17 protein-coding genes are annotated in these 18,758 nt (G+C 63.8%); 5 read left to right on the top strand and 12 right to left on the bottom strand.

What is annotated here, in order from left to right:
• Positions 1–199 precede the first annotated feature (199 nt).
• The 3 genes from J9892_RS17275 to J9892_RS17265 form a co-directional block, all read right to left on the bottom strand.
• Positions 200–757 carry a cytochrome b/b6 domain-containing protein gene (locus J9892_RS17275; RefSeq protein WP_045523083.1) on the bottom strand — a complete coding sequence of 186 codons (558 nt, stop codon included), beginning with the start codon at positions 755–757 and terminating at the stop codon, positions 200–202.
• 47 nt (positions 758–804) lie between these two features.
• Positions 805–1,074 (bottom strand): PepSY domain-containing protein, encoded by a 270-nt coding sequence (locus J9892_RS17270; RefSeq protein ID WP_010672753.1) that lies wholly within the window; start codon positions 1,072–1,074, stop codon positions 805–807.
• Between the two features lie 121 nt (positions 1,075–1,195).
• Positions 1,196–1,648, bottom strand: a complete 453-nt coding sequence (locus J9892_RS17265) for a YaiI/YqxD family protein (protein WP_039039769.1) — start codon at positions 1,646–1,648, stop codon at positions 1,196–1,198.
• Positions 1,649–1,779: 131 nt separating this feature from the next.
• On the opposite strand from J9892_RS17265, the gene zntB reads away from it, so the two are divergent.
• Together zntB and J9892_RS17255 are read left to right on the top strand one after the other, a co-directional pair.
• Positions 1,780–2,745 (top strand): zinc transporter ZntB, encoded by a 966-nt coding sequence (gene zntB, locus J9892_RS17260; RefSeq protein WP_171865294.1) that lies wholly within the window; start codon positions 1,780–1,782, stop codon positions 2,743–2,745.
• A gap of 9 nt (positions 2,746–2,754) precedes the next feature.
• Positions 2,755–3,273, top strand: a complete 519-nt coding sequence (locus J9892_RS17255; protein WP_039039767.1) for a mechanosensitive ion channel domain-containing protein — start codon at positions 2,755–2,757, stop codon at positions 3,271–3,273.
• Between the two features lie 36 nt (positions 3,274–3,309).
• Here the strand turns inward: J9892_RS17255 and J9892_RS17250 are convergent, their stop codons facing one another.
• From J9892_RS17250 to J9892_RS17215, 8 genes are all read right to left on the bottom strand, one after another.
• Positions 3,310–3,558: a hypothetical protein gene (locus J9892_RS17250; protein ID WP_010672757.1), complete on the bottom strand. Its 249-nt coding sequence runs from the start codon at positions 3,556–3,558 to the stop codon at positions 3,310–3,312.
• A 69-nt stretch (positions 3,559–3,627) separates the two neighbouring features.
• Positions 3,628–5,418, bottom strand: coding sequence for a sodium:proton antiporter (locus J9892_RS17245; protein WP_161470335.1), 1,791 nt, complete (start codon positions 5,416–5,418; stop codon positions 3,628–3,630).
• Between the two features lie 94 nt (positions 5,419–5,512).
• Positions 5,513–6,034 (bottom strand): MltR family transcriptional regulator, encoded by a 522-nt coding sequence (locus J9892_RS17240; protein ID WP_010672759.1) that lies wholly within the window; start codon positions 6,032–6,034, stop codon positions 5,513–5,515.
• Positions 6,035–6,130: 96 nt separating this feature from the next.
• Positions 6,131–7,276, bottom strand: coding sequence for a mannitol-1-phosphate 5-dehydrogenase (locus tag J9892_RS17235; protein ID WP_042015428.1), 1,146 nt, complete (start codon positions 7,274–7,276; stop codon positions 6,131–6,133).
• Positions 7,277–7,313: 37 nt separating this feature from the next.
• Positions 7,314–9,242: a PTS mannitol transporter subunit IICBA gene (locus J9892_RS17230; RefSeq protein WP_041212287.1), complete on the bottom strand. Its 1,929-nt coding sequence runs from the start codon at positions 9,240–9,242 to the stop codon at positions 7,314–7,316.
• Positions 9,243–9,886: 644 nt separating this feature from the next.
• Positions 9,887–11,908, bottom strand: a complete 2,022-nt coding sequence (locus J9892_RS17225) for an exoribonuclease II (RefSeq protein WP_171865256.1) — start codon at positions 11,906–11,908, stop codon at positions 9,887–9,889.
• Positions 11,909–11,994: 86 nt separating this feature from the next.
• Positions 11,995–12,894: a LysR family transcriptional regulator ArgP gene (locus J9892_RS17220; protein WP_010672764.1), complete on the bottom strand. Its 900-nt coding sequence runs from the start codon at positions 12,892–12,894 to the stop codon at positions 11,995–11,997.
• Positions 12,895–13,126: 232 nt separating this feature from the next.
• On the bottom strand, positions 13,127–13,756 hold the full coding sequence (locus J9892_RS17215) for an acyl-homoserine-lactone synthase (protein WP_029313613.1): 630 nt from the start codon (positions 13,754–13,756) through the stop codon (positions 13,127–13,129).
• A gap of 64 nt (positions 13,757–13,820) precedes the next feature.
• On the opposite strand from J9892_RS17215, the gene J9892_RS17210 reads away from it, so the two are divergent.
• The 3 genes from J9892_RS17210 (at position 13,821) to J9892_RS17200 (ending at position 17,594) form a co-directional block, all read left to right on the top strand.
• Positions 13,821–14,603: a LuxR family transcriptional regulator gene (locus tag J9892_RS17210; RefSeq protein WP_010672766.1), complete on the top strand. Its 783-nt coding sequence runs from the start codon at positions 13,821–13,823 to the stop codon at positions 14,601–14,603.
• A 262-nt stretch (positions 14,604–14,865) separates the two neighbouring features.
• Entirely contained in the window at positions 14,866–15,486 is a 621-nt protein-coding gene (gene lysE / locus J9892_RS17205; RefSeq protein WP_041212291.1) for an L-lysine exporter, read from the top strand.
• A 128-nt stretch (positions 15,487–15,614) separates the two neighbouring features.
• Positions 15,615–17,594, top strand: coding sequence for a bifunctional 2',3'-cyclic-nucleotide 2'-phosphodiesterase/3'-nucleotidase (locus J9892_RS17200; protein ID WP_043153994.1), 1,980 nt, complete (start codon positions 15,615–15,617; stop codon positions 17,592–17,594).
• A 114-nt stretch (positions 17,595–17,708) separates the two neighbouring features.
• Here J9892_RS17200 and lpxL read toward each other — a convergent pair whose 3' ends face one another.
• Complete coding sequence (gene lpxL / locus J9892_RS17195; RefSeq protein WP_052815073.1) at positions 17,709–18,632, bottom strand: LpxL/LpxP family Kdo(2)-lipid IV(A) lauroyl/palmitoleoyl acyltransferase; 924 nt, start codon at positions 18,630–18,632, stop codon at positions 17,709–17,711.
• Positions 18,633–18,758: the final 126 nt, after the last annotated feature.

The raw sequence follows: 18,758 nt of genomic DNA, 5'->3' as shown, positions 1-18,758 counted from the left end.
TAGGCCGAGGGTCTTTTTAGGACAGTCAGGCGCGATTCTCATCGTGGCGCGGAGAACATTCTCCATCAAGACGCCGGATAGATTTAAGCAAGCCAACCACAACACCCGAAATCAAGGTTGCAAAAAAGGGGGTGACCATAGATTTTTTTGGGCAGATGAGCGGGTGAACAGAGGAGGGGACTGGTCGGCAGCCCGGCCATCAAGCGCGGGGGTCTTCCACCTTGATGTTGGCGGGGACCCGCTTGTTGCCCAGCACCATGGCGCGGACCAAATCGCTGCGGGTGAGGCGATCGGTCAGGAGTACCACTGCCGCATGGACGCCAACGGCGGCCATCAGGGTGTTGGCGATGATGCCGTGCAGCTCCTCCAGCCACTCCTCGCCCCAGAAGGCATCCCAGGTGGTGAGCCAGCCGGTGACGACGGTCCCGACCAGGGACAGCAGCAGCAGCCAGATCATCAGGGAGCCGACCGGATTGTGGCCGAGGTAGTAGGGGTGGCGCCCCTGGGCGAGCTGGCGCAGGTAGTAGCGGACCCGGGCAGGGGTTGGCCACCACTGGCCGAAGCGGGCGTAATAGGGGCCGATCAGCCCCCACAGCAGGCGGATGATGAGCAGGATGCCCACCGCGTAGCCAGCATATCTGTGGGGTTTGCTGCCCTCTTCCAGCACGAAGAAGTTGAGCAGGCAGAGGGTGACGGTCGCCCAGTGAAACACCCGGATGAGGGGATCCCAGACTTTCACTTCAGAGGCAGGTGTCATGGCAAGGCTCCATGGTGGGGGCCGGGGGAAGACCGGCCGGGGCGGCGTTACTCGTCGATCTCTTCTTTCACCTTTTTCAGGTCGGTCGGGTCGAAGTAGATCTCGACCTTGCGCTTCTCCTTGTCCCAGCCGTAGATCTCGTAGCAGCCGGTCTTGGTGGCCTTGAACTTCTTGATGTCGTAGCCCATCGCCTTGATCTGCTGCTGGGCGTCGGCTTCGCTCATCCACTTGCTCTTGTCGGCCTGGGTGCATTGGGGGTCGGCCAGGGCTGCGCCGCTCAACAGGGGGATCAGTAACAACAGGGGGGTTAGTTTCATTGCTTGCTCCTTGCGGGTGGTTGGGTCAACAGTCGCAAGGCTAATCAAGGAGCATTAAGGAAGAATTAAGGGAAAAGGGAAATGAATGGCTCTCCCCGGCGGTGGGCCGGGGAGAGGGTGATCAGCTCAGCTTGCCCCTGACCAGCCACTTGTCCAGCGCATTGGCGAAGCGCTGCTTGTCGGCGGCGTTGAAGGGCGCAGGGCCACCGGTCTGGACGCCGGCAGAGCGCAGCTCCTCCATGAAGTTGCGCATCCCGAGCCGTGCCTGGATGGTCTCCCGGGTGTAGATCTCGCCCCGGGGATTGAGCGCCTCGCCCCCGGCGTCGATGACCCAGGAGGCGAGGGGAATGTCGCCGGTGATCACCAGGTCGCCTGGCTTGACCTGCTGGGCGATGACATGATCTGCCACATCGAAGCCCTTCTCCACCTGCTGGGTCTTGATGAAGGGGGAGGGGGGGACTCTGAGTCCCTGGTTGGCCACTAGCGTGGTCACCACCTGGGCGCGGTGGGCGGCGCGGTAGAGGATCTCCTTGACCGGGATGGGGCAGGCATCGGCATCAACCCAGATGGGCATGGCATGGCTTCCTGTGTCTGGAACGGGTGGCGCATCTTAGCATGGCTGGCGCGGGGCGGCTGCCCCGGGGCTGAGTCGTCCCCGCCTTTGGTGTAAGCTGGGGCCTGCACATGAAACGAGAAGGAGACGAGATGGATCGGGTGCCCGGTGACGTGATTTATGGCCTGACCCTGGACGGCAAGGGGGGCATGACCCCGCTGGCCGAAGGTAGCGAGATCCCCGGTGCTCAGCCCGGCTGGCTGCATCTGGACTACGGCAACCCGGAGTCGGCGCGCTGGCTGCTGCAGACGCCGCTGCTGGGGGAGGCGGCCCGGGAGGCCCTGCTCGGCCAGAGCAACCGTCCCAAGCTGGTGCGGATGGGGGAGACGGTGCTGCTGATCCTGCGCGGCATCAACCACAACAAGGATCACAGGCCAGAAGAGATGGTGGCCCTGCGGATCTTCATCACGCCGGATCTCATCATCAGCAGCCGACGTCGTCCGCTGCTCTCCGAGAAAGATGTGTTCGAGCAGCTGTCGCTGGGGGGCGGCGCCGACACACCCGCCGACTGGCTGGTGGAGATATGCGACGCCCTGACCGACCGGGCCGGGGAGTTCGTCGAGGAGCTGCACGACCAGATCCTGGATCTGGAGGAGATGGTGTTGATGCGCGACCTGCCCGCCAACGGTCGGCTTGCGCGCATCCGCAAGCAGCTCATTATGATCCGTCGCTACCTCTCCCCCCAGCGGGATCTGGTGGCGCGCCTGGCCAACGAGAAGATCAGCTGGCTGGACGAAGATGACAGGCGACGCCTGCTCGACATCGCCGACCGCTTGCGGCGCTGGCTCGACGATCTGGATGCCGGGGTGGCGCGCACCGCCGTGCTGGCGGACGAGATCAACAACCTGATGGCGGAGGCGACCAACCGCCGTGCCTACCAGATGTCGGTGATGGCGCTGCTGTTCCTGCCCGCCAGCTTCCTGACCGGCCTGTTCGGCATCAACCTGGGGGGGATCCCCGGGGCCGAGAGTCCGACCGCCTTCTGGGTGTTCTGTGGCTTCCTGCTGGTGCTGGCGACCGGACTGGCGGTCTGGCTCAAGCACAGGCGCTGGTGGTAAGGAGTGAACATGACGACATGGGAATCTTTTGGCGTGACCCTGCTGCTGTTGCTGGGGCACACCCTGGTGCGCGGCCTCATTCACAAGAGCCTGATGGCCCTTGGCCAGAGCCGGCAGGTGAGCGAGAACCGGGTACTCTACGTGGAGCACGTATTCCACTTCCTGCTGGGCTGCGCCACCTTGCTGATCCTGGCCGGGGTCTGGGGGCTCGACTTCTCCCGGCTGGTGGTGCTCGCCTCCTCCTTCTTCGCGGTACTGGGGGTCGCCATGGTGGCCCAGTGGTCGATCCTCTCCAACATCACCGCCAGCATTACCATCTTCTTCGCCTTCCCCTACAAGATTGGCGATCGCATCCGCATCCTCGACAAGGATGACTCCGTCACCGGCATCATCACCGAGATCGGCCTCTTCTACGTGCGGGTGCGGGATGACAACGGCGATCTGGTCACCTATCCGGCCAACCTTATTCTGCAAAAGCCGGTGAGGCGGCTGGAGGGAAAGGAGGCTGAGTCCACGCAGCCGGAATGAGAAAAGGCTCCCTCGGGAGCCTTTTTCGATGGCTGTTCAGCGTTCGAAGAAGCGGTAGAGGTGCTCGACCTGGACGGGGCAGTCGGCCACCAGGTGGATGTGGTCCCGTGCCTCCTCGGTGGACGAGAAACTCATGGGGCACCCCAGGGTGTCCGTCATCACGTAGAGGTGGCCGTCCTGCCCCCTGAACTCCACGATCCAGCCGGGGGAGACGATGTCGTGCATGATCTCCGCCTCCTTGAACCTGTGCTGCTGGTGAAGCGCGCGCAATTCACTGACTGTCATGACTTCCTCCTATGACTCATGGCGCCACCCTCAAGTCTAGTTCTCCTTCCCGGTGGCGCCGTCATCGGATCAGGGCCCCGTCGCCCCCTCACGGGGCGGTTGCAGGGCGATCAGCAGCTCTCCGGGCAGCGGCGTGACAGGGCCGGTGACCACCCTGGGTCTGGCCTTGGCATCCAGCACGAACAGAGGAATGGCGCCGGGATTGGCATCCTGATACTGGTCCCAGTCGAAGGTGTCGCTCAGGCGGGTCGCCTTGATCTGCCCGCCCCGGCTCAGCAGGCCGCTCAGCCTGGCGAAGTTGATGTCGGCGCCGAACAGGTTCTGGCGGGCACGGAAGGTGGCGCTCTCCCGGTTGGCCTTGCCGTGCTGTTCGCTGGAACGCAGGGAGTGGACCTTCTCCTCCCCGTAGAGGTGGGCGAAGTGCAGCACCCCGAGGGCGTTGTTGTGGCGGCTGGGAGAGAGCGCCAGCACGGTGCTGATGCTGGTGAGGGGCAGGTGCCGCTCGGCGTGCTCCGACTGGGGGTTGCCGAAGTAGCAGGGCAGGCCGCTCATGCGGGCCAGCTTGCAGTGCTCCCAGGCAGGATCGGAGAGCTGCACCGGGATCCCCTGATCCGCCAGCGCCTTGCCGATGGCCCGGGCCACCGAGTTGGCGCCGATGAGCAGCCAGACATTGGGGGCGCTCTGGCGCATGTCGAGCAATCTGGCCAATGGCGTGGCCGTCAGGCTCTGCAGCACCACGGTGAAGATGATGACCGCAAACACCAGGGGCACCAGCTTGTCGGCATCCTTGATGCCGGCCTCGTGCATGCTGATGGCGAAGGAGGCGCTGACCGCCGCCGCCACTATGCCCCGGGGGGCTATCCAGGCGAGCAGGGCGCGGGCGCGCCAGGGCAGGTCCGACCCCCGGGTCGAGACCAGGATGCAGAGCGGGCGGGCCACGAACTGCACCACGCACAGCAGGGCCAGCACCATGGGGCCGAGCTGCCAGAGCTGGGCCAGATCGAGGCGGGCCGCCAGCAGGATGAAGAGGGAGGAGATGAGAATGACGGCGAGATCCTCCTTGAAGGCCAGCACCTCCTCCAGATCCAGCCCCTCCTGGTTGGCGAGCCAGATGCCGAACACGGTCACCGCCAGCAGGCCGGATTCGTGACTGAGCCAGTCAGACAGGGTGAAGGTCACCAGCACCAGCGCCAGTACCCCGAACTTGTGCAGGCTGACCGGCAGCCAGTCCTTGCGGATGAGCAGGGTGGTGAGCCAGCCGGCACCGACCCCGATGAGCGACCCCACTCCCACCGTCTTGGCCAGGGCCAGCAGGGTATGACCGACCAGATCCCCCTGGCTGCCGAGGCGCACCGCCTCGAACACCAGTACCGCGAACAGGGCGCCGATGGGGTCGATGACGATCCCCTCCCAGCGCAGGATCTTGTCCACCTCCCGGACCGGGCGGATCACGTTGAGCATGGGGGCGATCACCGTGGGGCCGGTCACCACCAGCACGGCGCCGAGCACCATGGCGACCCGCCAGTCCAGCCCAAGCAGGAAGTAGCTGGCGGCGCCGATGACGGCAAAGCTGGTCACCATGCCGGTGGAGCAGAGGTTGCGTACCACCTTGCCGATCCCCTTGAGTTCGGTCAGGTGCAGGGTCAGCGCCCCTTCAAACAGGATGATGGCGACCGAGAGGGAAACCAGGGGAAACAGCAGATCCCCCAGCAACTGATCGGGATCGAGCAGACCGGTCACCGGGCCGAGCAAGAGGCCGCTCAGCAGCAGGAACAAAATGGCGGGAACGCGCACGGACCAGGCAAGCCATTGGGCGAGCAGGGAGATGAGGGCTATTCCGGCGAGGGAGAGAGCAATCATGCCAACCTCGTACAGGTGATGGGGTTGGACCTAGTGTAGCGGGGAAGGGGGGCAAGATGACACCCGCCAGGCGTGCAGGAGAGAGCCGCTCAGATCAGATGGGGCTCTCTTTGTGGAGTTCGGTGACGCAATCGGTCACCGCCAGCACCAGGGCGGAGCGCACCATCTGATCGAGCCGGTTGAGCTGCATCTGGTAGAGGGGCCAGTCCTCCTCGTTGGCCGGGGGATCCTGCGGCATCATGCTGCCCTGCTGGATGGCATTCAGGCGCTCGAGCAGATCGCGGACCGGCTTGTCGCTGAAGCGGTAATCCTTGGGGTCGCGTACCAGAAAGTCGCGGATCTTCAGGTACGCCTCGAGATCCTGATAGCGCTCGAGGGAGATGAGGCCGAGGGCGAAGATGAGCTTGAGGCGCACCTCCAGCTGGCCGAGGGGGCCGCTCTGGTTGAGCAGGGGTTCGATGGCGTATTTGACGGCATACTCCTCCTGACGAAAGGCTCGCCGCATCAGGGAGTCGACCGCCTCTTCCAGGATGGTCACGACCTCGAGAAAGAAGCCGCGGGGGCCATCCTGCTCGTTCAGTCGCTCCAGTACTTCATCTTCCTGGTGTGTGGTCATAAGTGCTTCGGGTCCGGCTGACAGGGGGAGAGCAGGCCTCCCCCGGTTTGTATCGTATGGGGTCCGTCACGGGCGGTGTGACGCCACCCCATCAGGTCACTTCAAGTTGTTGTAACGGGCGACGATGGTGCGTACCACATCGCTGTGCTCATCCAGGCCGGTGACGCGGGCCAGGGTCCGTGCCGGACCAAGTTCCGCCAGCATGGCCTGCAGCTCCACCGCCTGGGGATCGTCCTCATTGCGGTAATGCAGTGCGGCGGCGATGCCCTCCTGCAGGTGATCGCTCGGCAGGCCGTATTCCAGGGTGCCGAGCAGCGGCTTCACCAGTCTGTCCCCCGCCGCCAGCTTGCGCAGCGGCTGGCGACCGACCCTGTCAATCTCGTCCACCAGATAGGGGTTGGCGAAGCGGGAGAGGATCTTCTCGATGTAGGCGGCGTGCAGGCGCGGGTCGAAGCCGTAGCGTTTCACCAGCACGGCCCCGCTCTCCTCCATGGCGCGGCGCACCTTGCTGCGGATCAGCGGATCCTCGATCGCCTCGCGCACGGTGTGATAGCCCCTGAGCTTGCCGAGGTAGGCGGTGACGATGTGGCCGGTGTTGAGGGTGAACAGCTTGCGCTCGACGAAGGCCATCAGGTTGTCGGTGGGCTCCATGCCTGCCACCTGGGGCAACTCCCCCTTGAACTGGGTCCGATCGACGATCCACTCGCTGAAGCTCTCCACCGTCACCTCCAGGGGATCGTCGTTCGCCGCGGCGGGCGGAACGATGCGATCCACCGCCGAGTCGACGAAGCCGACGCACTGCTCGAGGGTGGCATGATACGCGACCGGCAGGTACTTGAGTACCTCCTCCTTGAGGTGGCTGGTGCCGCGCACCATGTTCTCGCAGGCGATGACGTTGAGGGGAGTCAGGTTGCCGGCATCGAAGCGGGCCTGCAGCCCCTTGGCCAGGGTGCTGGCAATCTTGTCCAAGATGTTGGGGCCGACCGCCGTGGTGACCAGATCGGCGGTGATGATACGGGCGATCACCTCGTGTCCGGCCGAGCTGACGGCGGCAACGTTGCGCACCACGTCCAGCTTCTGATCCGTGCCCACCACGTGCACCTTGTACTCCTGGCGGTGGTTGAGCTGGTCGATCAGGGTCTCGTTGACATCGGCGAAGGTGACCTGATGGCTGGCGTCAGCCAGCAGTTTGCCGATGAAGCCCCGACCGATGTTGCCGGCACCAAAATGCAATGTTTTCATGATATTAACCTCTACAACCAAAGACGATGACGGATGATTACGCGGCCTGCTCGGCCCCCAGCAGATCCAGGAACTCCTGGGGATCCTGGGTGCTGGCCAGACGGTCGACGAGACCGGGCTCATCCAGTGCATTGGTCAGGCGGGTTATGACCTGTATGTGTTCATCGTTGCGGGCGGCAATGCCGATGACCAGGCGCGCCACTTCATCGGCGCCCTCGCCGAAGGCGACTCCGGCCGGGTACTGGCAGATGACGATGCCGGTACGCTTCACGTGCTCCTTGGCGGCGATGGTGCCGTGGGGCACGGCGATGGATTCGCCGAGGTAGGTGGAGACCAGCTGTTCGCGCTCCAGCATGGCGTCGACGTAGTCCGGTGCCACATAGCCTCGCTCGGCCAGCAGCTTGCCGGCGGTCACGATGGCCGCTTCCTTGCTCTCGGCCTTGAGGCCCAGGTGCACGTCCTGCAGGCTCAGGGTGAAGACTTCCGGCTCCTGCGGCTCGTAGCTGTCGTCGTTGGCCGCCACCAGCAGTTGCGGGTTGGCGACGTCATCGTTGGCCGCGTTGGCCAGGCTGAGGTTCTGCACCAGCTCCTGATAGAGGGCGTTGTCGAGGAAGTTGGTCAGCGAAATGTGCTGTGCATGCGGCGCATGGCGACGGGCACGGTCGGTGAGATCCTTGTGGGTGATGACCAGATCCACCTGATCGTCCAGGTTGTTGATGGCACGGTTGGTCACGCTGATGTCGAGACCGGCGGCCTGCACCCGCTTGCGCAGCATGCCGGCGCCCATGGCACTGGAGCCCATGCCCGCATCGCAGGCGACGACGATGTTGCGCACTGCGGTCAGCTCGGTTTCCGGCTTCTTGGCGGCGGTGGTCTCGGGCTTGGCACCCTTCATGGCCTTCATCTTGCGGGTGGCTTCACCCAGGGCATCGGCCTCGTCGGCTTCCGGCTGCTGGGCACGGACGAACACGGCGGCGACCAGGAAGGAGACGGTGGCGGAGGCGACGATGGAGAGCAGCACCCCGATGAGGGAGGCTTTCGGCGTCATCAGCAGCACGGCGAAGATGGAGCCCGGGGAGGCGGGGGAGACCAGACCGGCGTTGAACAGGGTCAGGGTGAAGACCCCGGTCATGCCGCCTGCGATCACCGCCAGGATGAGGCGCGGGTTCATCAGCACGTACGGGAAGTAGATTTCGTGGATGCCGCCGAAGAAGTGGATGATGGACGCACCGGCAGCGGACTGCTTGGCGGCGCCACGGCCGAACACCATGTAGGCCAGCAGCACGCCCATGCCCGGACCCGGGTTCGCTTCGATCAGGAAGAAGATGGAGCGGCCCTGTTCGGTGGCTTGCTGGATCCCGAGCGGCGAGAAGATGCCGTGGTTGATGGCGTTGTTCAGGAACAGGATCTTGGCCGGCTCGACGAAGATGGAGGTGAGGGGCAGCATGTGGTTGTCCACCAGGAAGCCGACACCGCTCGCCAGCACGCCGGAGAGCACCTTGACGAAGGGACCGATGACGAAGAAGGCGAGAATGGCGAGCAACATGCCGATGATGCCGGCGGAGAAGTTGTTCACCAGCATCTCGAAGCCGCTCTTGACGCGACCTTCCATCGCCTTGTCGAAGCGCTTGATGGCCCAGCCACCCAGCGGGCCGACCATCATGGCGCCCATGAACATGGGGATGTCGGTCCCCACGATGACGCCCATGGTGGTGATGGCACCGACCACGGCACCCCGGTCCCCCCCGATCAGCTTGCCGCCGGTATAGCCAATCAGCAGCGGCAGCAGGTAGGTGATCATGGGACCGACCAGCTTGGCCAAGGTTTCATTGGGCAGCCAGCCAGTGGGGATGAAGAGGGCGGTGATGAAGCCCCAGGCGATGAAGGCGCCTATGTTGGGCATGACCATATTGGACAGGAAGCGTCCAAAATTCTGTATCTTGACTTTGGTATCCGGTGATAACATGTCGGGACCCCGTTTTAAGCCTGTGTGATTAAAAGTGGTAGTCGGGATGACGAGTTTTGCCGAACTCCCATCCCAGTCGTCTAAGCAACTTCAATCTACCAGCTTGTGACCAAATTAGGCTGAAAACGGGGTGTCTTGTGACCTGGATCTCAAATACCCCGACCTCCCCCCTCCCGACATAGTGATGACGATCACAGTCAGTCGCTGTATTTCGGCTACATTTCGATCTTCTCGCCTCTGGGTGTCAATTTTTTGTGATTGATGTCTCGTTTTGCGGTTTGCGCAAATACGGTGTCAATGTGACTGTCGTCACAAAATCAAATTTTGCACTCAAATGAGTCATGATTTGTCGCCTCGTATTCGCAAGTAATGACGATGGATATGCCGTAGTTCATCGTTAATCACCAATGAATCATTTATTTTGTAACCCACTTTCAGTTTTTCCCCCGAGAGGATCGGTTCCAACAAGGCCTCTTGTGACGCCCGGGTGGCGGATCCTGATCCGCTCCCGTCTCGATCCTCCCTGCCGGTAGCGACGCAGGCTGGGGCCTGCGAGCGGGTCTCCCATTCCGTCTGCCTGCGGAGCGCAGCCATAAAAAAAGCCCGCAGGATGCGGGCTTTTGCAGGGCAGACAAACAGGGGGATCACTGCGCCTTGGGGGCCTCGTCGGCAGGCGCGGCATCGGCCTCGCTGGCAAGGGCGACCGGTGCCGGACCCGGCACCAGATCCACCGCCGGCTTGGCGATGAGGGAGCGGGTCTCTTCCACCGCCTCGGTCAGCTTCACCTCGATGATCTGGCCGAGCTCGTAGACCACCTCGGTCTTGTCCAGATAGACGCGGCCGTTGTCCCAGTTGCACTCCAGCCGATCCTTGTTGTCCAGGATATGGCGGGCGGGCATGAAGACCACGGCGCCGTTCTCCTGCAGGCGCAGCTTGAGGCCGGCGCGCATCACGTCGATGATCTCGGCGTTGAACACCTTGTCGGTGCCCGCATCGGCCTTGAGGTAGCGCACATAGAGCCAGTCGCCGATGTCGCGCTCCACCATGCGGTGCAGGCGGCGGCAGGCGGTCAGGTGCTCGGTCAGCTCCAGGCTGGGGCGCTCACCCGGGGTCTTGCCGGCGATGACCGCCTTGAGCAGGCGATGGTTGACCATGTCGCCGTATTTGCGGATGGGGGAGGTCCAGGTGGCGTAGGCATCCAGACCCAGGCCGTAGTGGGCACCCGGTTCGGCGGACATCAGGGCATAGCTCTGGAAGCGGCGGATCTTGCCGTCCAGCCAGCGGGTGTCCAGGTTGTCTATCCAGCGTCGCAGGGCGCAGAAGCCGGAGAGGCTGGCGATCTCTTCCTTCTCGAACGGGGCCTCGGCGGTCTTGAGCAGCTCGATGGCGCCGTCCAGGGACTCCTCGTCAAAGCCGGTGTGGACGTTGAAGATGCCGTAGCCGACCTCTTTGCCCAGCACGCGGCCGGCGCAGATGTTGGCGGCGATCATCGACTCTTCCACCATGCGGTTGGCGATGCGGCGCGGCTCCACGTGGATGGCCAGCACTTCGCCGTCTTCACCCAGCTCGAAGTCGTAGTCGGGTCTGTCCGGGAACACCAGGGCGTGCTCGGTGCGCCACTTGATGCGGGCCTCCGTCATCGCCTTCATCAGGGGCAGCTGGGCCAGGACGCCGGCGTCGATATCCAGCGCTTTGCCGTGCTCGGCCCAGTCGGAGACGTCGTCATAGCTGAGACGGGCATGGGAATTGATGCGGGCGGCGAAGAACTCGGTCTCCTCCAGCAGCAGGCCATCCTCGGCGATGAGCAGACGGGCGCACAGGGTGTTGCGCTCCTCGCCCTCTTTCAGGGAGCAGAGCTCGTCGGAGAGGGTGCGCGGGATCATGGGCACGTTGCGCCCCGGCATGTAGACGGTGAAGGCGCGCTGGGCGGCCTCCTTGTCCAGCTCGCTCCCCTCGGCCACATAGGCGGTCGGGTCGGCGATGGCCACCAGCAGCTCCCAGCCGTTCTCCAGCTTGGTGATGGCCAGGGCATCGTCCATGTCCTTGGTCTTGGCACCGTCGATGGTGAAGAAGGGAACCTGGGTCAGATCCCGGCGGGGCAGCTCTTCCTCTTCGATCACCTTCCACTCCGGCAGGTCCGCCGGTTCAATCTGGGCCAGGTTGTGGCGCGCCAGCACCACCCACCAGGGCACGTTGTGATCTTCCTGGGTGGCGATGAGCTGGGTGATCTCGGCGGAGAAGTTGCCGTCCACCAGGGCATGGCGCTTGAGGGTGGCGACCACCCAGTCCCCTTCCTTGAAGGATTTCTCGTCCAGACCCTTCTTGGCGCGGGCCTTGATGGCGTCCTTGATGAGGGGGTGGTCGGGCACCACGTTGAGGCGGTCGCGGAACATCTTCACGCGGCCGACGAAGCGGGTGACGGCCTGTTCCAGAAGGGCATCCGGCTCGGCCACCTCTTTCTCTTTTTCAGTGCGGATCAGGGCGCTCACCCGGTCACCGTGCATCACCTTCTTCATGTAGGGAGGCGGCACGAAATAGCTGGTCTTCTCATCGACCTCCAGGAAGCCGAAGCCCCGATCGGAGGCGCGGATCACACCCTCTTTCTTGGGGATGTTTTCGCGGATTTGTTGCTTGAGCTGGGCCAGCAGCGGATTGTCTTGGAACATAAATGGGGAACCTGAGTGGAGACCTGATGGTTAATCGCCCAGCACTATACGTTTTTACCCCCCCAAAGCCAAGGTGAATGGCCCCCTCAACGGGGTTGCAGTGCCCGTCGCCCCTGCTGGATCAGGCGCTGGGATATCTGCTTGTGCAGCCCCCGCTCCAGCACCCAGCGGTGCCAGTAGAGCTGCTCGACCAGGTGGTGATCCGGGTTGAGATCGAGCAGGCGCCCCTCTTCCAGTTGCTGGCGGATCTGCAATTCCGGGATGAGGCAGCAGGCCAGCCCCTGCTCCGCCATGGCGACGAAGGCCTCGGAGGATCGCACCGTGTGGCAGGGGTAGCCACCGGGGGGGAGGGCGAAATGACGGGCCATGTAGCTGATGTGCATGTCGTCGCGCTGATCGAAGGCCACCGCCGGCGCCTTGGCCAGGGCCGCCGCCGTGAGGCCGTTCGGGAAGTGGCGGGCGACGAAGGCGGGGCTGGCGGTGAGCAGATAGCGCATCTCGCCGAGTTCGTCGACGCAGCAGCCCGCCAGCGGCTGGGGTTGCAGGCTGACGGCGCCGAACGCCTGCCCCTCGCGCACCCGGTCCAGGGTGCGGCTCTCGTCATCCACCAGCAGGTTCAGCTCGATGGGGTATTGCTCCAGCAGCGGCGCCAGGGCGGGCAGGAACCAGGTGGCCAGGCTGTCGGCATTGACGGCGATGCTGACCCGGATGGGGGCCCTGGGCTCGTCGGGGGAGAGTTCGCCGGCCAGCTCCAGCTCCAGCTGGCGCACCTGGCGATAGTGGGCCAGCAGCTTCTGGCCGAGCCCCGTGGCCTGCAGCGGCTGGCTGCGGATGATGAGCGGCTCCGCAAACTGCTGCTCCAGCTGCTTGATGCGCTGGGAGATGGCGGACTGGGTAATGTGCAGGCGCTGGGCGGCACGCTCGAAGTTTTGCTCCCGGATCACCGCGTCCAGGGCCAGCAGCAGCTTGTAGTCCAACGTCTTCATCAGCATTCCTTATGAAAAAAGGGAGTTCAGCAAGAATGCTACTCAAGGGAGCGCCAGAGGACAACCTGACCGCCCCATGGAGGGGGCCGGTGCCCGGGGCCGCCCCTGTGAGATGTGACAGTAGTCCTGACATGAGATTCATAAGATACTCACCCGGTCCGTTTTTGCATGGGGTGGAAACGGATCATAGCGAGCGTCTTGAATCCCGGGCCGGTCCCGGGACTTTTTTTGCTCAGATGACGGCGAGCAGAGCATCCCCCGCCGGCCGGTAATGGCCCTGCAGGGGGCGATGGACGGCGCGGTCGAAACGCTCGTCCAGGTGGAAGCGGATACCGACCCCGCGCACGGCCCCCAGATCCACCGCCTGGCGATGGCCGAGGCGCTCGATGGGCAGGCCGAGGCGGCGGAAGATGCGCTCCACCGGCAGGCTGACCACGGCCACCAGCTCGCGGATCCCCTGCTCCCTGGCGAAGGCCAGCACCTCGCGGAAGATGACGCAGGTGAGTTCGCTGATGCCGTTCTCCAGGCGAGGGGCCCGGTCGGCGTCGATGGCGAGGCGGGTCAGCTCCCACACGTCGTTGCCGCGAGGGGGGGCTTCGCCAGCGAGGGCGGTGGGGAAGATGCTGGGCAGCATGTAATCCTGGGCGCAGCTGAGCAGGCGGATGCAGCCGCACAGCCCCTGCTTGTCTTCAATCAGCACCCAGTGGGTGTCGGGCTTGTCGAAGTTGTCCCGCTCCAGGCCACGGCGGGATTCCACGTCCCAACCGAGTCGATCGGAGAAGACGCGGTTGCGAAATCGGTAGAGCTCGTTTTCGACCTCCCATCTGGGGTGTTCTTTCAATTTTCCTTTGAAAACAAGCATTCATGTCTCTCCATTTCATGGTTAGGCGCTATAATCCAAGGCCTTGGCCAGGGGAGGCTTGCCTATGACACGCGACCAACTGCTTGAGTACCTGGAACATTTCACGCTGGTGACCGATGGCAACCGGTTGTCCGAGCTCATCGGCCGCTTCACCCTGGGAATGGGTTACGACTACTACCGCTTCGCCCTCATCCTGCCCATGTCGATGCAAAGGCCCAAGGTGGTGCTGTTCAACCAGTGCCCCGACTCCTGGGTACAGGCCTACACCCTGAACAACATGCTGGCCTGCGATCCCATCATCCAGCTCGCCCGCAGGCAGACCCTGCCCATCTACTGGAACCGGCTGGACGAGAAGGCGCGCTTCCTGCAAGAGGGGAGCATGGATGTGATGGGGCTGGCGGCGGAATTCGGGTTGCGCAACGGCATCTCGTTCCCGCTGCACGGGGCGGCGGGGGAGAACGGCATACTCTCTTTCATTACCCGGGAGCGGGCATCGAGTGATCTGATGCTGGAGTCCTCGCCCATCCTCTCCTGGATGTCCAACTACATCTTCGAGGCGGCGATCCGGATCGTGCGCCAGAGCATGAGGGAGGACGATCCCCAGGAGCCCCTGACGGAGCGGGAGACCGAGTGCCTGTTCTGGGCCAGCGAAGGGAAGACATCGGGGGAGATCGCCTGCATCCTCGGCATCACGGAGCGCACCGTGAACTACCACCTCAATCAGGTCACCCGCAAGACGGGGTCGATGAACCGCTACCAGGCCATCGCCAAGGGGGTGAGCAGCGGCATCCTGCTGCCGAACCTGGAGCAGGTGGTGGTCACCAACTTCCCCTCCCTGCTGCAGTGAATACAGGCCCGGCGGCACCGGCTCGTCGCCTGGCATCCCCTCTGTCGCCATCACCGCTGTCCTGCGCCGTCCCATCCTGCCGCCGATTCTCGGGGCGGGGCTGTGACCCCACAATTGTCAGATCCTGCAATTGACAACCTTCTTTGTGTGGTTTCGGCCCGGTTTTCATCAGTTTTATGAATGCATCAGAAAATGAATGAATTTCTCTGATTGCCCGTGCCCCCTTATAGTGCGTTTCTCACTTTCACAGGAACGCATCTCCATGTTCGCCACCACCCTGCAAGGCTTTACCCTCGGCCTTGCCATGATCATCCCCATCGGGGCCCAGAATGCCTTCGTGCTGAGCCGGGGCATTCACCGCAATCACCACCTGCTGACGGCGACCCTCTGCTGCCTGTGCGATCTCGTGCTGATCGGCATCGGGGTGTTCGGCGGGGCCAACCTGCTGGCAGCCAGCCCGATCGGTCTGGCCCTGCTGACCTGGGGCGGCGTGCTCTTCCTCGGCTGGTTCGGTATCCGTTCCCTGCGCAGTGCCTGGCGCGGCCAGGAGGCGGCCCTGGCGGACTCGCCCCGGTTGATGGGGGTGAAGAGCGTGCTGGCCATGACCCTCGGAGTCACTCTGCTCAACCCCCACGTCTACCTGGATACCCTGATGTTGCTTGGCTCCTTCGGCAGCCAGTTTGCCGAGGAGCTCAGACCCGCCTTCGCGGCGGGGGCTATGCTGGCTTCTCTGGTCTGGTTCTACGGACTGGCGTTCGGGGCGGCCGCCCTCTCCCCCTGGCTTGCCCGGGGCCGGGTGCAGCAAGCCATTGATCTTGTTGTAGGTCTCATCATGCTGGTGCTGGCGGTCAAGCTGGCATTGGGTGCCATACCGGCCTCATGAGGCTATTTTTGTGCCGGGCTTCATAAAAATGAGTCCCGGTGCCATCTGCTGACATATTCGTCTGTTAAATTCCCGGCGCTGGTAAAGCGTTACTCATAATAAAAGGGAAAAAAACAGTGAATAACACCATGAAGCTGGGGGCTATTGCCGCCATCGTGCTGCTGTCTGCCTGCAGCAACGAGAATGACAGCAAGGCGCAGCCGGGGACCGTCTCCCTGCGCCTGATCCAGACCTCTGATATCCACTCCAACGTGCTGGGCTACGACTACTACCAGAACAAGGAGGATCGCAAGTTCGGCCTCTCCCGCACCGCCCTGCTGATCCGCGCCGCCCGCGCCGAGAACCCCAACAACCTGCTGCTCGACAATGGCGACCTCATTCAGGGCACGCCGCTGGCGGACTACATCTTCGAGCAATCCGGTGCCGGCTATCTCGAGAAGCAGGCGCACCCGGTGTTCAAGGCGATGAACGAGCTCGGCTACGACGCGGGCAACCTGGGCAACCACGAGTTCAACTACGGCCTGGACTACCTCGGCAAGGTGCTGGCGGGAGCCGACTTCCCCTATGTGAACGCCAACGTGTTCGAGGCGGGGGCCTTCAAGCGCGATGCCAAGGGACAGATTGACTGGAGCGGCAACAAGTTCACCCCCTATCTGCTGCTGGAGCGCGAGGTGACCGATGACAAGGGCCAGCGCCAGCGCGTCAAGGTGGGCATCCTGGGTCTGACCCCGCCCCAGGTGCTGCAGTGGGACAAGCGTCATCTGGAGGGCAAGGTGGTGGTGGCCGACATGGTCGAGACCGCCAATCACTATGTGCCCGAGCTGCGCGCCAAGGGCGCCGACATCGTGGTGGTGGTGGCTCACACCGGCATCAATGCCAGCAGCTATGAGGCCATGATGGAGAACTCCGCCTGGCATCTGGCCAAGGTGAAGGGGGTGGACGCCCTGATGCTGGGCCACGCCCACAAGAACTTCCCCGGGGACTTCCCGGATCTGCCGGAGGTGGACAACCAGGCCGGTACCCTCAGCGGCATTCCCACCGTGATGCCCGGCTACTGGGGCAACCACCTCGGTATCATCGACCTCAAGCTGGAGCAGGTGGACGGCAAGTGGCAGGTGAAGCAGAGCCAGGCCAGCCTGCGCAAGATAGACGCCAGCGAGGGCAGTGCGGTGGATCAGCGGGTGGTGGACCTGGTGCAGGCGGATCACGACGCCACCAACCAGTGGCTGGACGAGCCGCTCGGCAAGATCACCTCCCCCATCCACAGCTTCTTCGCCCTGGTACAGGACGACCCCTCGGTGCAGCTGGTGAGCGATGCCCAGCGCCGCCACGCGGAGCAATTGCAACAAGACGGCCTGCTCAAGGAGTCCTACCCGATCCTCTCGGTGGCGGCCCCCTTCCGTGGCGGTCGCAACGGCATCAACGACTTCACCTACGTGGCCCAGGGTGACATCTCCCTGCGCAACGTCTCCGACCTTTATATCTATCCGAACACCCTGCAGGTGGTCGAGGTGAACGGGGCCACCGTCAAGGAGTGGCTGGAGATGAGCGCCGGCCAGTTCAACCAGATCGACACCGGCAAGACCGGGGTGCAGTGGCTGGTGAACGAGAGCTTCCCCACCTACAACTTCGATGTGATTGACGGGGTCAGCTACGAGGTGGACATCACCCAGCCGGCCCGCTACAGCAAGGACGGGGTCAAGGTGAGCGACGGCCAGCGCATCAGCGGCCTCACCTTCAACGGCCAGCCCGTGGACCCGGCCCAGAAGTTCTACGTGGTGACCAACAACTACCGCGCCAGCGGCGGCGGCCACTTCCCGGGCATCGACGGCAGCAACATCGTCCATGAAGATCCCTTCGAGACGCGGGAGATCATCGCCCAGTACCTGAAGGCCCAGTCTGCGGACAACCCGGCCGGCTTCAGCCCGGCGGCCAACAACAACTGGCACATGAAGGCCCTGCCCGCCAACGTGGACGTGCGCCTCTACTCCTCGCCGACCGACGAGGCCAAGGCCCTGGCGGGGGCGGATCTGTCGTACCAGTCCACCCTGCCGATGGATGACGCCAAGCACCCCGGCTACGCCATCTACCGCCTGATCCGCCAGTAAGGCAGACGCTGGCAGCCAACAAAAAAGCCCTCGCAGTGCGAGGGCTTTTTCATGGGGCGCGGTGCCATCCTGTCCTGTCGTCTGGACTTGCCCGGTCGACGGGGCGGGAGGGCATCAGTAGTAGCCGGGATCGTCCGGATTGGGGCGGGTCTTGAAGCGGCGGTGCAGCCACATGTACTGCTCCGGCGCCTTGCGCACGGCGGCTTCAATTTCGCGGTTGGCGCGGCTGGCATCCGCCAGGTCGTCACCGCTCGGGTAGTCTGCGAGCGGGGCCCCGATATGCAGGGTGTAGCCCTCCCGGGTGCGGATGTTGTAGCAGGGCAGGGTGACAGTGTTCTTCACCCGGGCCAGGGTGGCGGTACCCGTGATGGTGGCGGCCTGCTCCACCGCGAAGTAGGGCACGAAGACGCTGGCATGGCTGCCGTAGTCGTGATCCGGTGCATACCAGAGGGCGTCGCCGTTGCGCAGCGCCTTGATCATCCCCTTCACGTCCATCCGGTCCACCAGGTATTTGTTGGAGGCGCAGCGACCGTGGTACTGGGCGTACTCCAGCACCGGATTGGTGTTGGGGCGATAGACGCCGACCCCGGGGCGCACCAGGCCGAAGCAGCGGGCATTGAGCTCCAGCGTCAGGAAGTGGCAGGAGAGCAGCAGCATCCCCTGGCCCTTCTCCATGGCGTTGATGACGTGCTCTTCCCCTTCCACCTTCATCAGGCGGCGCATCCGCCAGTCTGGCCAGAACCAGGCCATGCCCACCTCGAAGATGGCGCAGCCCACGCTCTCGAAGTTCTGCATCAGGAGGGCTTCGCGCTCATCCCGGCTGAGCTCGGGCATCGCCAGCTCCAGGTTGCGGCGGGCAATCTTGACGCGGGATTTCAGCAGTTTGCGGGCCAGGGTGCCGAGCTGGCGGCCCAGCCACATCTGGCTGCGCCAGGGCAGCAACACCAGCAGCCAGAGCAGGGAGAGGCCCAGCCAGCTCCCCCAGTAACGGGGATGGAACAGACGGGGTTCGAGGCGGGGAGCGTGTTCTTGGGCCATGAAGAGTCTCTTGTTCGCAAAGGCAAAGGGGGGAGTCCGACCGAACCGGGGGGCCTGTGTGGGGTGGCTCGGCGCGGATGCGGTCACTCGCATGTCGAGGATTCTATCCGAAAAGCGGGGGCGGGC

The sequence above is a fragment of the Aeromonas sp. Prich7-2 genome, assembly GCF_017939255.1.
Lineage (GTDB): Bacteria > Pseudomonadota > Gammaproteobacteria > Enterobacterales > Aeromonadaceae > Aeromonas > Aeromonas caviae.
The sequence above is the reverse complement of the archived record's forward strand: the minus strand, read 5'-3'. Positions and strand labels throughout refer to the sequence as shown.

What these genes read in the sequence shown, in the direction of transcription:
- J9892_RS17275 (WP_045523083.1), bottom strand. Translation starts at nt 757, where the DNA reads ATGACACCTGCCTCTGAAGTGAAAGTCTGGGATCCCCTCATCCGGGTG.
- J9892_RS17270 (WP_010672753.1), bottom strand. Translation starts at nt 1,074, where the DNA reads ATGAAACTAACCCCCCTGTTGTTACTGATCCCCCTGTTGAGCGGCGCA.
- J9892_RS17265 (WP_039039769.1), bottom strand. Translation starts at nt 1,648, where the DNA reads ATGCCCATCTGGGTTGATGCCGATGCCTGCCCCATCCCGGTCAAGGAG.
- zntB (WP_171865294.1), top strand. Translation starts at nt 1,780, where the DNA reads ATGGATCGGGTGCCCGGTGACGTGATTTATGGCCTGACCCTGGACGGC.
- J9892_RS17255 (WP_039039767.1), top strand. Translation starts at nt 2,755, where the DNA reads ATGACGACATGGGAATCTTTTGGCGTGACCCTGCTGCTGTTGCTGGGG.
- J9892_RS17250 (WP_010672757.1), bottom strand. Translation starts at nt 3,558, where the DNA reads ATGACAGTCAGTGAATTGCGCGCGCTTCACCAGCAGCACAGGTTCAAG.
- J9892_RS17245 (WP_161470335.1), bottom strand. Translation starts at nt 5,418, where the DNA reads ATGATTGCTCTCTCCCTCGCCGGAATAGCCCTCATCTCCCTGCTCGCC.
- J9892_RS17240 (WP_010672759.1), bottom strand. Translation starts at nt 6,034, where the DNA reads ATGACCACACACCAGGAAGATGAAGTACTGGAGCGACTGAACGAGCAG.
- J9892_RS17235 (WP_042015428.1), bottom strand. Translation starts at nt 7,276, where the DNA reads ATGAAAACATTGCATTTTGGTGCCGGCAACATCGGTCGGGGCTTCATC.
- J9892_RS17230 (WP_041212287.1), bottom strand. Translation starts at nt 9,242, where the DNA reads ATGTTATCACCGGATACCAAAGTCAAGATACAGAATTTTGGACGCTTC.
- J9892_RS17225 (WP_171865256.1), bottom strand. Translation starts at nt 11,908, where the DNA reads ATGTTCCAAGACAATCCGCTGCTGGCCCAGCTCAAGCAACAAATCCGC.
- J9892_RS17220 (WP_010672764.1), bottom strand. Translation starts at nt 12,894, where the DNA reads ATGAAGACGTTGGACTACAAGCTGCTGCTGGCCCTGGACGCGGTGATC.
- J9892_RS17215 (WP_029313613.1), bottom strand. Translation starts at nt 13,756, where the DNA reads ATGCTTGTTTTCAAAGGAAAATTGAAAGAACACCCCAGATGGGAGGTC.
- J9892_RS17210 (WP_010672766.1), top strand. Translation starts at nt 13,821, where the DNA reads ATGACACGCGACCAACTGCTTGAGTACCTGGAACATTTCACGCTGGTG.
- lysE (WP_041212291.1), top strand. Translation starts at nt 14,866, where the DNA reads ATGTTCGCCACCACCCTGCAAGGCTTTACCCTCGGCCTTGCCATGATC.
- J9892_RS17200 (WP_043153994.1), top strand. Translation starts at nt 15,615, where the DNA reads ATGAAGCTGGGGGCTATTGCCGCCATCGTGCTGCTGTCTGCCTGCAGC.
- lpxL (WP_052815073.1), bottom strand. Translation starts at nt 18,632, where the DNA reads ATGGCCCAAGAACACGCTCCCCGCCTCGAACCCCGTCTGTTCCATCCC.